Raw genomic sequence first — 13,196 nt, 5'->3', positions numbered from 1 at the left:
AGCGGCGTTCAGCGTTCGGCCTGCTCGGCGAGCGTCTGGGCGAGGTCGCGGACGTGGCCGCGCAGCTCGTCGGGCCGCCGGACGGTGAAGGGGAACCCGAGCCCGGCCAGCATCCGCGCCATCCCGTCGAGGCGTTCGGCGCGGGCGGCCAGCAGCACTCCCCCGCCGGGCTCCTCGGTCAGTGTCGCGACGGTCGCGGGAACGCGGCGGCGCGCCTCGTCCAGCCCGGCGTCCAGCAGCACCTCGACCTCGTGCGCGTAGGGGACGCGGGCCAGCGACAGGGTGACGTCGCGGACGGGGTCGGCGTCGCCGGGGACCTCGTAGCGGGCGTCGCCGGGCTCGGCTGACACGACCCGGTCGACGCGGAACGTGCGGACCTCGCCGCTGCGGTGGTCGTGCCCGGTGACGTACCAGCGGCCGGAGTGGAACACCAGCCCGTAGGCGTCCAGGTCCCGTTCGGTGTCCTCTCCGCGCCAGGACCGGTACCGCATCCGGACGCGGCGCCGTTCCCGCGCGGCCGCGGCGAGGGTGAGGACGGCGGCGGTGTCGGGCAGGGTGCCGGGCGCGGCGGCGTCGCGGGCGGGCGCGGTGAATCCGAGGGTGTCGCGCAGCGCCTGGACGCGGTCGCGGAGCGCGGCGGGCAGCACCCGCTGCACCTTGGCCAGGGCGCTCTCGGTGGCGGCGCCGGTCAGGCCGGTGCGGCGGGCGGCGAGCAGGCCGAGGACGACGGCGGCGGCCTCGTCGTCGGTGAGCATGAGCGGCGGCAGCTTGTAGCCGGGCAGGAGCCGGTATCCGCCGTGCGGGCCGCGGTCGGCGGTGACGGGGACGCCGAGGTCCTCCAGGCGCGAGGCGTAGCGGCGGACGGTGCGCTCATCGACGCCGAGGCGGCGGGCCAGTTCGCCGCCGCGCATGCGGTGGTTGGCCTGCAGCAGCTCCAGCATCGCCAGGACGCGGGTCGTCGGATGTGACACGGGTCTCTCACTTAATCCGGGCGGGTTCTGTCCGGTACCGACCGTAGCGTGGACCGTGACGACGGAGGGAAGGACGGCCGACATGGCGACATTCGTACTGGTCCCGGGGCACTGGTTCGGGGCGTGGGTGTGGGACGGGGTGGCCGCGGGGCTGCGCGCGGCGGGCCACGACGTCCGCGCGGTGACGCTCACCGGGGTGGCCGAGCGCGCCGCTGAGGCGACGCCGGACGTGGACGTCGACACCCACGCGGCCGACATCGTCGAGGTGGTCGAGGGCGGCGGTCTCACCGGGGTGGTGCTCGTCGCGCACAGCGGCGGCAACATGGCGGCCACGGCCGCCGCCGACCGGATCCCGGACCGGATCGCGCGGATCGTCTACGTCGACACCGGTCCGATGCCGGACGGCCTCGCCGGGATCGACTTCCACGACCCGGAGACGCGGGCGGCGCTGGAGAAGCGGGTGGCCGAGGACGGCGGCGGCTGGACGATCCCCGTCCCGCCGTTCGACGCGGACGCCGACCCGGTGAACCTCGCGGGCCTGTCGGCGGAGACCCTCGAAGCGATGCGCGAGCGCGGCACGCCGCAGCCGTTCGGGACGGCGTCGCAGCCGGCGGCGCGTCCCGATCCGCTGCCGGACACGCCCCGGACGCTGGTCGCGTCGACGATCCCGATCGAGGCGGTGCGGCGGATGGGCGAGGAGGGCGTCCCGGTCTTCGCGGCGATGACCGGCCCGGAGTGGACCTACCTCGAGCTGCCGACCGGCCACTGGCCGATGCTCTCGCGCCCGGCCGACCTGGCGGCGCTCCTGGCCGACCTCGCCTGACCGCCATTCCAGGGGCCGTTCGGGGGCTGTCCGCGCCGGAATGTCGCAGGGTGCCGTCATGATGGGGCGGCCCGGTTCCGGCGCGGCGGCGGCTGCCGCTCCGGAACCGGGTCCCGCACGGCGGAGGGGTCAGCGCCGGTAGTGGAGGCCGTGCCCGAACGGGTAGAGGACGCGGCCGGGCTCGTCGCGGGCGGGGACGGCGACGGGCAGCCGCCCGCCGGGGTCCAGCTCGCCGAACAGGGCCTCGGCGGCCGATCGGACGGCTTCGGCGGTGTAGGAGTAGGTCGCCAGGTAGGTCGCGGCCTCGGGGAACCAGGCGATGTCGTAGGGGTCGCGGACGGCGATGACGACGACGGGCGTCCCGGTCGCGACGAGTGCCTTGACCAGGTCGGCCTGGCCGGGGCCGTTGTGTCCGGGTTCGTCTTTGACGTCCCAGGCGCGGTTGGTGACGGCGACGACGAGGTCCCGTCCCTTAGCGTCGGCGGCGGCCTGGTCGATCTGGGCCTTGCCGGGGCTGAGGCCGGTCTGCCGGACGGCCGTGGCGGCGCCGCGCCGGGCGATCTCGGCGGCGAGGGAGGCGGTGGTGGCCGCGCCCCATCCGGTGACCAGGACGTTCCGCGGTCCGGGCCGCAGCGGCAGGACGCCCGCGTCGTTCTTGACGAGGGTGACGGCGTGGCCGGCGGCGCGCCGCGCGGCGGCCAGGTGGGCGGGGGTTCCGACGACGTCGCCGACGCGGGTCTCGTCGGCGTAGGGGTCGCGGAACAGGCCGCGGCGCCGTTTGACGTCCAGGATCCGGTACACCGACTCGTCGAGGCGCCGCTCGGTGAGCTCGCCGGACCGGACGGCGGCGACGACGCCGGCGAGCTGGCGGGGGAACACGCCGGTTCCGGCGGCGTCCGCGGGCGGTTTGAGCAGGACGTCGGCGCCGGCCTTGAGGGCGAGGACGGGGATCCGCTCGTCGCCGTACCGGTCGCGGACGCCCTGCATGTCGAGCGCGTCGGTGACGACGACGCCGCGGTAGTGGAGCCGGTCGCGCAGGATGCCGGTGAGGATGGGCCGCGAGAGGGTGGCGGGGTCGCCGGTGGGGTCCAGGGACGGCACGATGATGTGCGCGGTCATGATCGAGTCGACGCCGCGGGCGATGGCGGCGCGGAACGGCGGCAGGTCGAGCCGCTCCCATTCCTCGCGGGTGTGGCCGATCCGGGGGACGCCGGTGTGGCTGTCGGTGGTGGTGTCGCCGTGGCCGGGGAAGTGCTTGGCGGTCGGGGTGACCCCGGCGGACCGGTATCCGCCGACCTGCGCGGCGGCCATGGACGCGACGAGCGAGGGGTCGGATCCGAAGGACCGCACGCCGATGACGGGGTTGGCGGGGTTGACGTTGACGTCGGCGTCGGGGGCGTAGTCCTGGTTGACGCCGACGGCGCGCAGCTCCTGGCCGGTGATGCGGGCGAGGGCGCAGGCGTCGGCGGTGCGGCGTCCGGCGGCGATGGCCATCGCGCCGGGCGACTGGGTGGCGGGCGGCTGGAGGCGGGCGACGATGCCGCCCTCCTGGTCGATGGCGACGGTGGCGGGGATCCGGTGCGGCTGCGCGGCGGCGGCGCGCTGGATGCCGTTGGAGAACGCGGCGAGCTGCGGCGGGTCGGCGACGTTCTCGCCGTAGTAGATGAACCCGCCCGGCCGGTAGCGGGCCATGACCTGCGCGGCGTTGTCGGCCCCGTACAGTCTCCGGTTGGCGGCGACGGCGGCCGGGTCGGTGGTGTCGGCGCTCTTGCCGTAGATCTGCAGGACGAACAGCTGCGCGGCCTTCTCCTCCAGCGACATGGACCGGATCAGCCGCAGCAGCCCCGCGTCCTTCCCGCCGTGTGAGCTGCCGTGTGAGCCGGCGTGTGAGCCGGCGGCGGCGGTGCCGGGGGCGAGGGCGGTGAGTCCGGTGACGGCGAGCGTCCCGGCGGTGATCCCGGCGGTGATCCCGGCGGCCCACCGCCGCCGCGGGCTCCCCCGTCCGGTCTTCTGGTTTCGGGGACGGTTCATGACGGCTCCCTCCCGCCCCCGAGAAGTCCCGATGATCAAGCTCTCCGCTGGCAAGGTAACCCGGCGCCGGGGCGTCGTCCACGGCAAAGGTCGACGACGGCGGGGGGTCATTTGCGGCCGAGCCACCGCATGATCGTCCCGGCGGGCGCGACGGGTTCGGTGAGGGGGTGCTCCTCGATCTCGTAGCGCCGGACGTAGGCGGAGGCGAACGCCTGGATGCTGGCGCCGACGGGCAGGGCAAGGACGACGCCGATGGGTCCGGCGACGGCGGCGCCGGCGAGGATCAGCCCGAACGCGACGGCGGGGTGCATGTCGAGGGTGCGGGCGGTGATGCGTGGTTGCAGGAGGTAGTTCTCCAGTTGCTGGTAGGCGACGACGAACAGCAGCAGCCACAGCGCGGTGGACGGCGCGACGGTCAGCGCGATGACGACGGGTACGGCCCCGGCGAGGTAGGTGCCGACGGCGGGGATGAACTGGGAGACGACGCCGACCCAGAGGGCGAGGGTGGCGGCGTAGGGGACGCCGAGTCCGAGCATGGCGAGGTAGTGGGCGATGGCGGAGATGAGGGCCAGCAGGGCGCGGGAGTAGATGTAGCCGCCGGTCTTGTCGACGGCGATCTCCCACGCCCACAGCACCTGCCGCTGCCGCCGGGGCGGGAGCAGGGAGCAGACGGTGCGGCGGAACTGGGGTCCCTCGGCGGACAGGTAGAAGCTGAACAGCAGCACGCCGAGGCCCTTGAACACGACGCCGAAGGCGGTGGCGCCGATGCCCCACACGTTCTGGGCGAGGCCGGACAGGTGCCGCGACAGGGTGCCGGTGACGGTGGGGAGCCGTTCGAACAGGGTGTCCTGGGAGATCCGCGTCCCGAAGGTGTCGTTGACCCAGGAGATGAGGTGCCGGACGTAGCCGGGGAACCCGTCGATGAGGTGGGTGGCCTGGGTGGCGAGCAGGGATCCGATGCCGCCGAGGAACCCGGCGCCGAGGACGGCGGCGACGACGAACATCAGGCCGGTCGCGGGGCCGCGCCGCCAGCCGCGGCGGGCGAGCCAGTTGACGGCGGGTTCGATCGCGAATGCGACGAACAGGGAGGTGAGCAGGAGCAGCAGCAGTTCGCGGAGGCGTTCCAGCAGCCACAGCCCGGCCATGAACAGCAGGACGATCGCGCCGGCGAGCAGGAACGCGCGGGGCAGCCACCCCGGCATGCGGGGCGGGCCGCCGCCACCGCCGTTGCGGGCGGGGTGGGGCGGGCCGGGCGCGTCGGGCGGGAGGTCGGCGGGCGCGTAGGCGGCCGTGTCGCCGGGCGGCTGCGGCATGCTCGCACGCTAACCGCGCCGCCCGGCCCGGCCGGGCCGCCGCCGTGCGTCCGATACCGGGTCTTTGCCGACTCTTCAGCCGGTCGCGGCGGTCAGCGGACGACGTCGAAGACGTTCTTCTGCAGCCCGTTGGCGTAGGCCTCGTGCTCGACGAGCCGCAGTTTCTGCGCGTCCTTGTCGGTGTCGCTGAACAGCCGCTTGCCCGCGCCGAGCAGCAGCGGGAAGACCAGCAGGTGGTAGCGGTCGATGAGCCCGGCGTCGGACAGGCCGTGGTTGAGGGTGGCGCTGCCGTGCACGATGATCGGGCCGCCGTCGGTCTCCTTCAGGGCGGCGACCTCGTCCAGGGACCGCAGGATCGTCGTCTCGGACCAGTTGTCGACCAGGTCGCCCTCGGTGAGGGTGGTCGACACGACGTACTTCGGCATCGTCTTGTACTCGGCGAACTCGGCCATGTCGGGCCAGACGGGGCTGAACGCCTCGTAGCTGACGCGGCCGAGGAGCATCGCGGTGGCCTCCTGCTGCTCGCGGCCCTTGATCTCGAACGCGTCGGGGAGGAAGTCGACGTGCTTGAACGTCCAGCCGGAGTTGCGGTAGCCGGGCTCGCCGCCGGGCGCCTCGACGACGCCGTCGAGCGAGACGAAGGCGGTGCTGATCAAGGTGCGCATCTGTGTCTCCTGAAGGTCTCGTCCTGTCGTGCCGCCGCCGTGCCCGGGGGCGTCCCGCCGGTTCCGGGGCCGTGTGCCCGGTCGTGCTCGGGTTCCGGAAGAGTATGCGGCGGCACCGACAGAACACCGGCGAACGCCCGGACTCCCCGGCCCGTGCCGGGGCGCGGCGGGGGTCAGGTGTCGAGGAGGTCGGAGATCGCGCGGTCGAGGCGGGCCTTGCGCCCGGCGGGGGTGCGGGCCTTCAGCAGCGGCAGGATCAGCAGGTAGCGGGCGGTCTTGTCGAGGGCGTCGAAGCGGGCGGCGGCGCCGGGGCGGGCGGCGAGCGCCTCGGCGAGGTCGGGTGGGACGGACACGTCGCGCTGGGCGGCGTAGGCGGCGTCCCAGCGTCCGTCGGCGCGGGCGGCGTCGATCTCGGCGAGGCCGGGCGGCCGCATCCGCCCGGCGGCGATCAGCGCCTCGGCCTTGGCGACGTTCTTCGCCGACCAGGGGCTGCCCTTGCGGCGCCGCGAGTACCGCTGCAGGTAGCTGTGCTCGTCGCGGGATCTGCGGTGGCTGTCGATCCAGCCGTAGCACAGCGCGACGTCGAGGGCGTCGGCGATGGTGAGGGACGCGACGGGCGCGCCCTTCTTGGCGATCGTCAGCCAGACCCCGGCGCCGGCGTCGTGGTGGCGGGCCAGCCACGCCTCCCATTCGGCGGCGTCGGCGAAGTGCAGCGCGCTGCCCGGGTCGTCCATGTCAGCGGCCGGTGACGGCGCCGCGGGCGGCGGCGGCGGTGCTGGTCGGGGTGCGCATGCGTCGATCTCCTGGCGGTCTGGTCTGGTCCGGGAAGTCTATGCGGATGGGGGTGGGTGTCAGTCGTCCAGGACGGCGATGTCGAGGGCGCGGAGCCGGCCCGGGTCGGCGATCATCTCGTAGGCGGCGACGCGGCCGTCGCGGACGGTGACGGCGAGGGCGAGCAGGAGCCGTCCGTGCGGGGCGACGACGGCGCCGGCCGCGCCGCCGACGAGGGCGGGTGCGGCGTAGCGGGCGCGGCGGCCGAACATCCGCACCTCGCGGGCGACGTCGCGGGCGCCGGTGACGGTACGGGGGCGGCCGGGGGCGAGCGCGGCGGCGTCGGCGGTGCGGACGACGCCGGGCGCGAGGACGGCGAGGAGGGCGTCCAGGTCGCCGCCGCGGGCGGCGGCGAGGAACGCCTCGACGACGCGGCGCTGCGCGGCGAGTTCGGCGGGCGGCGCGGCGGGGGCGCCGCGGACGCGGCGGCGGGCGCGGCTGGCGAGCTTCTTGGCGGCGTCGGGGCTGCGGTCGACGACGGCGGCGATCTGGTCGAACGGCACGGCGAACACGTCGTGCAGGACGAACGCGACGCGTTCGGCGGGGCCGAGGGCGTCCAGGACGACGAGCATGGCGCGGCCGACCGAGTCGATCAGCTCGGCCTCGTGCTCGGGGTCGCCGTCCTCGGCCTGGACGGGCGAGTGCCGGTCGAGCGGGTCCTCGCGGCGGGCGGCGCGGGCGCGGAGCATGTCCAGGCACACCCGGGACACGACGGTGCGCAGCCACGCCTCCAGGCTGTCGATGCGCGCGGGGTCGGCGCGGGTGAGGCGCAGCCACGCCTCCTGGACGGCGTCGTCGGCCTCGCCGGGCGAGCCCAGCATGCGGTAGGCCACCGCGCGGAGCCGGTCGCGGTGGGCCTCGAACCGATCGGCCAGGACGGCGTGCTCGGACATCGGTCACCTTTCCTCGTCGGGATCCGTCTGTTCGGTGGCATCGAATGGACGGCACCGCAAGGAAGGCGGAGCGATGGTGCGAGACGTACGGCGTCCCGACCAGCCTAACGGCCGGGACCAGCCGCTGCTGGGCCCCGTGCGGCTCGGCGGGCTGGCGCTGCCGAACCGGGTGGTGATGGCGCCGATGACGCGGGCGCGGGCGTCCGGTCCGGGACGGGCGCCGACGGACCTGCACGCGGCCTACTACGCGCAGCGCGCCACGGCGGGGCTGATCGTGGCGGAGGGCGCGTGGGTGAGCGAGCGGGCGGTCGGGTTCCCGCGGGTGCCGGGAATCCACGCCGAGGCGCAGGTGGAGGCGTGGCGGCGGGTCACCGGGGTGGTGCACGCGCTCGGCGGGCGGATCGTCCTGCAGTTGTGGCACGCGGGCGCCCACTCCCATCCCGACCATCTGGGCGGGGACCGGCCCGCCGGGCCGTCGCCGGTGAACCCGGGCGAGACGTGCCGGACCGGCGCCGGGCCCAGGCCGACCGTGACGCCGCGGGAGATGACGGCCGCCGACATCGACCGGACCGTCGCCGAGTACGCGGCGGCGGCGGCCAACGCGCGCCGCGCCGGGTTCGACGGCGTGGAGGTCGCCGCGAACGGCGCGTACCTGCTCGCGCAGTTCCTGAACCCGCGGCTCAACGTGCGCCGCGACGGGTACGGCGCGGACCGGGCACGGCTGCCGCTGGAGGTCGTGGACGCGGTCGCGGCGGCGTGGGACCCGGCCCGGACGGGCGTGCGGCTGTCCCCCTGGTGGACGGCGGCCGACGCGCACCGCCCGGCGGAGGGCTACCCCTACACCGCCGACGAGGCGACCCTCGCCCGCTACGACGGCCTGGTGGGCGAGCTGGACCGGCGGGGGCTCGCCTACCTGCATCTGCGGGGGCGGGCGCTGCCGCGGCCGGGCGCCGTCCCCGACTTCGCGGGGTTCGCGCGGTTCCGGCGGCTGTTCGGCGGGCCGCTGATCGCCAACCACGGCTTCGGCCGGGAGTCGGGCAACGCGGTCGTGGAGGCGGGGATCGCCGACGCGGTGTCGTTCGCGTCGCCGTTCATCGCCAACCCCGACCTGGTGGCCCGGTTCGCGCTGGGCGTGGAGCCGGCGTCCGACGATCCGGGGACCCGGTACGGCGGCGGCCCGCGCGGCTACGTCGACTACCCGATCTGGCCCGGCTGACCGGCCGCCCCGCCGCCGGGCCGGGGCCGGGCCGGGCGGGGCGCTCAGGCGGCGCCGGTCACGGGGACGAACTCGGGCTGGTCGAGGACGCGGAGCCAGCTCCCGTCGGGCTGGCGGCGGACGACCTGCGCGCGGGCCCCGGCGCCGTCGCGGGGCGGGGTGGAGGTGAGGGCGATGTCGCCGCTGACGAGGGTCGGCAGCGGTTCCTCGGGCTCGAAGCGGGGCCCGGCGGCCAGGACCTTCTCCCAGAGGGCCTGGATGGCGTCGCGTCCGACGGTCTGGGATCCGGGCGGGTAGGCCAGGACCGCGTCGGGCTCGTACAGCGCGGCGACGCCGGCGGCGTCCCCGGCGTTGGACCGTTCGACGAACAGCCGGGTGATGTCCTCGGGCCGCATGGCCTTCTCGCGCTCTGTCATGGTCGCTCCCCTGGTTCGGTGTGTCTCCCTTCCAGGATGCGGCCCGCCGTCCGATAAGTCCAAGACATGGATCTTCTACGACCCAGAAGTGAAGGTTATGAGTTGGGGGTGTCGTCGGGCGGGGCGGCGGCGTAGTCGCCGAGGCCGTGTTCGAGGAGGTCGAAGGCGCGGCGGGCGTTGGCGTAGACGCTGTCGCGCATCTCCTCCAGGGTCTCCCCCGCGATCTTGCGGCGGACGACGTGGTCGGTGAGCCCGGTGACGGCGGCGAACACCATCGCGGCGGCGATGGCGGGGGTGATGTCGTCGGGGTCGGCGCCGGTGGCCTCGGCGAATCGCTCGGCGAGGGCGTCCTGGGCCTGGCGGGCGATCTCGCGCTGGCGGGCCATGAGGGCGGGGCTGTCCTGGACGGTCCTGGCCCAGGTCTCCGAGCCCTCGTGGAACCCGGTCTGGTAGGCGCCGGCGTCCAGGCCCTCCATGAAGGAGCGGCGGAACAGGGCGGCGGCGCTCTCCCCGGGGCGGCGTTCGTCGAACGCGGCGGCGGCGCGCTCGACGATTTCGGCCTGCCGGTCGAAGAACAGGTCCTCCTTGGTGCGGAAGTAGTTGAAGACGGTGTTGACCGACACGTCGGCGGCGCGGGCGACGTCGGCGATGGTGACGCTGTCGAAGCCGCGCATGATGAACAGCCCGGTGGCGATGTCGGCGATACGGCGCCGGGTCTCGCGCTTCTTGCGCTCGCGCAGCCCGAGCTCCCGCCCGTCCTCCCGCTGCCCGCCGGTCGCGATCTCGTCTCCCATGCGGAGAATATACCTTCACTGGTGTCGCTTAAAATTTGGTGCCACTGCAAATTTGGGGTTACTGTGGGCGGCTTCTGCACCCGGCTCCTCGGAGGTGACCGTGATCGACGCGCGCGGGCTGGCCCGCACCTTCACCGGCAGGCACGGGACGGTCGAGGCCGTCCGCGGCGTGGACCTGTCGGTCGCGCCGGGCGAGATCGTCGGGTTCCTCGGCCCGAACGGCGCGGGCAAGACCACCACTCTGCGGATGCTGACGACGCTGCTGGCGCCCACCGCCGGGACCGCGACCGTCGCGGGCCGCGACCTGCGCGCCGACCCGGCCGGGGTGCGGCGCCGGATCGGGGTGGTGGCGCAGGGCGGCGGCACCGACCCGTCCGTCCCCGCCGGGGAGGAGCTGGACCTGCAGGCCCGCCTGTACGGGGTGCCGGACCGCGCCGCGCGGATCGCCGACCTGTGCGCCCGCCTCGACCTCGGCGGGCTGGGCGCGCGCCCGTCGGGGGCGCTGTCGGGCGGGCAGCGCCGCCGCCTGGACATCGCCCTCGGGCTGGTGCACCGTCCGCCGCTGCTGTTCCTGGACGAGCCGACCACCGGCCTGGACCCGCACAGCCGCGGCGACCTGTGGGAGCACATCCGCGCCATGCGCGACGGGGACGGCACGACGGTGTTCCTGACCACGCACTACCTGGACGAGGCGGACGCGCTGTGCGACCGGCTGCTGATCATCGACCGGGGCCTGATCGTGGCGGAGGGCACGCCCGCCGAGCTGAAGCGCCGCGTCGCGGGCGACGTCGTCGTCCTGGAACTGGCCGACCCGGCCGCGTCCGGAACGGGCACGGCGGCCGACGGGGTGGTCGATGGGGCGGGTGCGGGGGGTGCGGTGGGTGCCGCGCGGGAGGCGCTGTCGCGGCATCCGGCGGTGCGGGAGGCGGCGGTGGCGGGCCGGGTGGTGCGGCTGACGGTCGAGGACGGCGAGAAGTCGCTGACGGGCCTGATCCGCGCGCTGGACGGGGCGGGCGTGGAGCTGGCGTCGCTGAGCCTGTCGCGCCCGACCCTGGACGACGTGTTCCTCGCCGTCACGGGCCGCTCGCTGCGCGACCCGACCGACCCCTCCCCCGCGCGGCCGCCGTCCGCCCCTTCCTCGCCCGGCGCGCCCGCTTCGGGTTCGGTTTCGTCCGGTCCGTCTTCCGTGCCGGCCGCCTGAGCGGCGTCCGGCGTGTCTCGAAGGAGTCCTGTGACGTCTCTCGCGCGGACCGCGTCCGACACGCGGCTGATCTTCCTGCGGTGCCTGCGGCAGACGCTGCGCAGCAGGGTCGCGATCGTGTTCGGGGCGCTGCAGCCGCTGCTGTACCTGGTGCTGTTCGGCCCGCTGCTGACGGACCTGGTGGAGGTGCGCGGGTTCGGGGCGGGCGACGCGTGGCAGTCGTTCGTCCCGGGCGTGCTGATCCAGTTGACGCTGTTCGGGGCCGGTTTCGTGGGGTTCGGGCTGATCGGTGACCTGCGGTCGGGGGTGCTGGAGCGGCTGCGGGTCACGCCGGTGAGCCGGACGGCGCTGCTGCTCGGCCGGGTGCTGCGCGACACCGCCGTGGTGGGCGCGCAGGCGGTGCTGCTGGTGGGGGCCGGGCTGGCGCTGGGGCTGCGGGCCCCGGCGGGCGGCGTGGCGGTGGGGCTAGTGTTCGTGGTGTCGCTGGCGGTGAGCGTGGCGTCGCTGTCCTACGTCCTGGCCCTGCGGACGCGCAGCGAGGACGCGTTCGCGCCGCTGCTGTCGGCGGTGACGCTGCCCCTGCTGCTGCTGTCGGGGATCCTGCTGCCGATGAGCCTGGCGCCGGGCTGGCTGGACGTGCTGTCGCGGCTGACGCCGTTCCGGTACGTGGTGGACGCGGCGCGGGCGGCGTTCCGCGGCGACTACGCCACGGCGGCGGTCGCGGAGGGCGCACTGGTCACGGCGGTGCTGCTGGTGGTGTCGGTGGCGCTCGGCGCGCGCCGCTTCCGCGCCGAGCACGCCTGATCGCCCACCCGTCCCGCCGGGAGAGGCCGTCCGCGGAGATGCCGGGCGGGGTCAGGGGCCGACCGGGGCCGCGGTTCCGGTCGCCGTGGTTCCTGCGGCCGTGGTTCCTGTGGCCGTGGCCGGGGTGGCGGGGACGGCGGGCGGGACGGGCCGGGCGATGGCGGCGCGCTGGGCGATGTAGGCGCCGGTCAGCACGATCGCGCCGCCGGCGAGCTGGGCGGGGGTGAGGGTCTCGCCGAGGACGGCCCAGGCGATGAGCGCGGCGGCGACGGCCTCGGTGTAGCAGATCGCGCCGCCGACCTGCGCGGGCAGGCGCTGCAGCCCGGCGACGCCGGTGAGGTAGGCGAGGACGGTGCTGACGAGCCCGATCCAGGCGATGAGCGCCCAGCCGGGGGCGGTGTGCCCGCCGACGGCGACGTGGGCGGGCAGCACGTCCCACGGCAGCGTCCACGGCGCGGCGATCGCGGTGAGCGCGGCGACCGCGACGACGGACCCGGAGGCGGTGAGCACGATCGGGTCGACGCGTCCGGCGAGCCGGTCGACGATGAGGAAGTAGGCGGCCTGGCACGCGGCGGCGGCGAGCCCGGCGGCCAGGCCGACGGGGTCGAGGCCGAGTCCCTGCCACACCTGCACGACGAGGACGAGCCCGGCGAGCGCGACGGCGACGCCGCCGGCGGCGGTGCGGTGCACGGGGGCGCGGCGGACGATCCGCAGCCACGCCAGCACCATGACCGGGCCGCAGAACTCCAGCAGGATCGCCACGCCGACCGGCAGCCGGGACGCGGCGAGGAAGTAGAACGCCTGGCAGCCCGCGATCCCGACGACGCCGTAGGCGGCGACCGGGACGAGGTCGCGGCGCAGCCCGCGGGTGAGGGCGCGGCGGCGCAGGAGCGCGGCGAGCGGGACCAGGACGAGGGCGGCAGCCGCCATCCGCAGCCACACCGCCTGCAGCGGGCTGAGCCCGCCCTCGATGACGGCCTTGCCGAACGGCCCGGACGCGCCGAAGCAGACCGAGGAGAACACCGTGAGGCCCACGCCCCAGGCGCGCGTGCGCGCCGCACCGTCCACCGCCGCTCCCGATCCTCGCCGCCGTCCCGGCACGGCCGGGGAACCAACGGTTAATGAACGTATAGCAGGGACACTCCTTACAACAAGGGGGGTGGACCCCGCCGCCGCCCCGCCGCGCCCTCCCGCCGCGAGGCGCCCGGGAAGCCGCCCGGGGAAGCGGCCCTGACCGG

General features: G+C 75.4%; 13 protein-coding genes. 4 read left to right on the top strand and 9 right to left on the bottom strand.

The features are described 5' to 3' along the window. Window positions 1-8: 8 nt before the first annotated feature. Window positions 9-971: a helix-turn-helix transcriptional regulator gene (locus FXF68_RS30185; RefSeq protein ID WP_148765164.1), complete on the bottom strand. Its 963-nt coding sequence runs from the start codon at window positions 969-971 to the stop codon at window positions 9-11. Between the two features lie 82 nt (window positions 972-1,053). On the opposite strand from FXF68_RS30185, the gene FXF68_RS30180 reads away from it, so the two are divergent. Further along, window positions 1,054-1,794, top strand: coding sequence for an alpha/beta fold hydrolase (locus tag FXF68_RS30180; protein ID WP_148765162.1), 741 nt, complete (start codon window positions 1,054-1,056; stop codon window positions 1,792-1,794). A gap of 129 nt (window positions 1,795-1,923) precedes the next feature. Here the strand turns inward: FXF68_RS30180 and FXF68_RS30175 are convergent, their stop codons facing one another. The 5 genes from FXF68_RS30175 to FXF68_RS30155 form a co-directional block, all read right to left on the bottom strand. Next, the gene (locus FXF68_RS30175; protein WP_148765159.1) at window positions 1,924-3,825 is read right to left on the bottom strand and encodes a glycoside hydrolase family 3 protein; all 1,902 of its coding nucleotides are present in this window, start codon (window positions 3,823-3,825) and stop codon (window positions 1,924-1,926) included. A 107-nt stretch (window positions 3,826-3,932) separates the two neighbouring features. Continuing rightward, on the bottom strand, window positions 3,933-5,138 hold the full coding sequence (locus FXF68_RS30170; protein ID WP_148765157.1) for an AI-2E family transporter: 1,206 nt from the start codon (window positions 5,136-5,138) through the stop codon (window positions 3,933-3,935). A 92-nt stretch (window positions 5,139-5,230) separates the two neighbouring features. Beyond that, entirely contained in the window at window positions 5,231-5,803 is a 573-nt protein-coding gene (locus FXF68_RS30165) for a dihydrofolate reductase family protein (protein WP_148765155.1), read from the bottom strand. 173 nt (window positions 5,804-5,976) lie between these two features. Then, window positions 5,977-6,537 (bottom strand): YdeI/OmpD-associated family protein, encoded by a 561-nt coding sequence (locus FXF68_RS30160; protein ID WP_148765153.1) that lies wholly within the window; start codon window positions 6,535-6,537, stop codon window positions 5,977-5,979. A 117-nt stretch (window positions 6,538-6,654) separates the two neighbouring features. Then, the gene (locus FXF68_RS30155; protein ID WP_148765151.1) at window positions 6,655-7,527 is read right to left on the bottom strand and encodes a sigma-70 family RNA polymerase sigma factor; all 873 of its coding nucleotides are present in this window, start codon (window positions 7,525-7,527) and stop codon (window positions 6,655-6,657) included. A gap of 73 nt (window positions 7,528-7,600) precedes the next feature. Here FXF68_RS30155 and FXF68_RS30150 point away from each other — a divergent pair, with 73 nt between their 5' ends. Further along, window positions 7,601-8,743: an alkene reductase gene (locus tag FXF68_RS30150; RefSeq protein WP_148765149.1), complete on the top strand. Its 1,143-nt coding sequence runs from the start codon at window positions 7,601-7,603 to the stop codon at window positions 8,741-8,743. A 44-nt stretch (window positions 8,744-8,787) separates the two neighbouring features. Here the strand turns inward: FXF68_RS30150 and FXF68_RS30145 are convergent, their stop codons facing one another. Then, on the bottom strand, window positions 8,788-9,159 hold the full coding sequence (locus FXF68_RS30145; protein ID WP_148765148.1) for a YybH family protein: 372 nt from the start codon (window positions 9,157-9,159) through the stop codon (window positions 8,788-8,790). A 95-nt stretch (window positions 9,160-9,254) separates the two neighbouring features. Next, entirely contained in the window at window positions 9,255-9,953 is a 699-nt protein-coding gene (locus FXF68_RS30140) for a TetR/AcrR family transcriptional regulator (protein ID WP_148765146.1), read from the bottom strand. Between the two features lie 100 nt (window positions 9,954-10,053). On the opposite strand from FXF68_RS30140, the gene FXF68_RS30135 reads away from it, so the two are divergent. Then, window positions 10,054-11,154 carry an ATP-binding cassette domain-containing protein gene (locus tag FXF68_RS30135; protein WP_148765144.1) on the top strand — a complete coding sequence of 367 codons (1,101 nt, stop codon included), beginning with the start codon at window positions 10,054-10,056 and terminating at the stop codon, window positions 11,152-11,154. 30 nt (window positions 11,155-11,184) lie between these two features. Beyond that, window positions 11,185-11,958: an ABC transporter permease gene (locus FXF68_RS30130; RefSeq protein WP_148765142.1), complete on the top strand. Its 774-nt coding sequence runs from the start codon at window positions 11,185-11,187 to the stop codon at window positions 11,956-11,958. Between the two features lie 51 nt (window positions 11,959-12,009). Here FXF68_RS30130 and FXF68_RS30125 read toward each other — a convergent pair whose 3' ends face one another. Beyond that, window positions 12,010-13,026, bottom strand: a complete 1,017-nt coding sequence (locus FXF68_RS30125; RefSeq protein ID WP_148765140.1) for an EamA family transporter — start codon at window positions 13,024-13,026, stop codon at window positions 12,010-12,012. Between the last annotated feature and the right edge of the window lie 170 nt (window positions 13,027-13,196).

Source organism: Actinomadura decatromicini, assembly GCF_008121305.1.
GTDB classification, from domain to species: Bacteria; Actinomycetota; Actinomycetes; order Streptosporangiales; family Streptosporangiaceae; genus Spirillospora; species Spirillospora syzygii.
Note: the sequence above shows the minus strand (reverse complement) of the source record. Positions and strands in the feature narration are given on the sequence as shown.

Excerpts from the sequence above, each read along its gene's own strand:
- FXF68_RS30155 (WP_148765151.1), bottom strand. The coding sequence starts at position 7,527 with ATGTCCGAGCACGCCGTCCTGGCCGATCGGTTCGAGGCCCACCGCGAC.
- FXF68_RS30170 (WP_148765157.1), bottom strand. The coding sequence starts at position 5,138 with ATGCCGCAGCCGCCCGGCGACACGGCCGCCTACGCGCCCGCCGACCTC.
- FXF68_RS30175 (WP_148765159.1), bottom strand. The coding sequence starts at position 3,825 with ATGAACCGTCCCCGAAACCAGAAGACCGGACGGGGGAGCCCGCGGCGG.
- FXF68_RS30140 (WP_148765146.1), bottom strand. The coding sequence starts at position 9,953 with ATGGGAGACGAGATCGCGACCGGCGGGCAGCGGGAGGACGGGCGGGAG.
- FXF68_RS30165 (WP_148765155.1), bottom strand. The coding sequence starts at position 5,803 with ATGCGCACCTTGATCAGCACCGCCTTCGTCTCGCTCGACGGCGTCGTC.
- FXF68_RS30180 (WP_148765162.1), top strand. The coding sequence starts at position 1,054 with ATGGCGACATTCGTACTGGTCCCGGGGCACTGGTTCGGGGCGTGGGTG.
- FXF68_RS30160 (WP_148765153.1), bottom strand. The coding sequence starts at position 6,537 with ATGGACGACCCGGGCAGCGCGCTGCACTTCGCCGACGCCGCCGAATGG.
- FXF68_RS30150 (WP_148765149.1), top strand. The coding sequence starts at position 7,601 with ATGGTGCGAGACGTACGGCGTCCCGACCAGCCTAACGGCCGGGACCAG.
- FXF68_RS30145 (WP_148765148.1), bottom strand. The coding sequence starts at position 9,159 with ATGACAGAGCGCGAGAAGGCCATGCGGCCCGAGGACATCACCCGGCTG.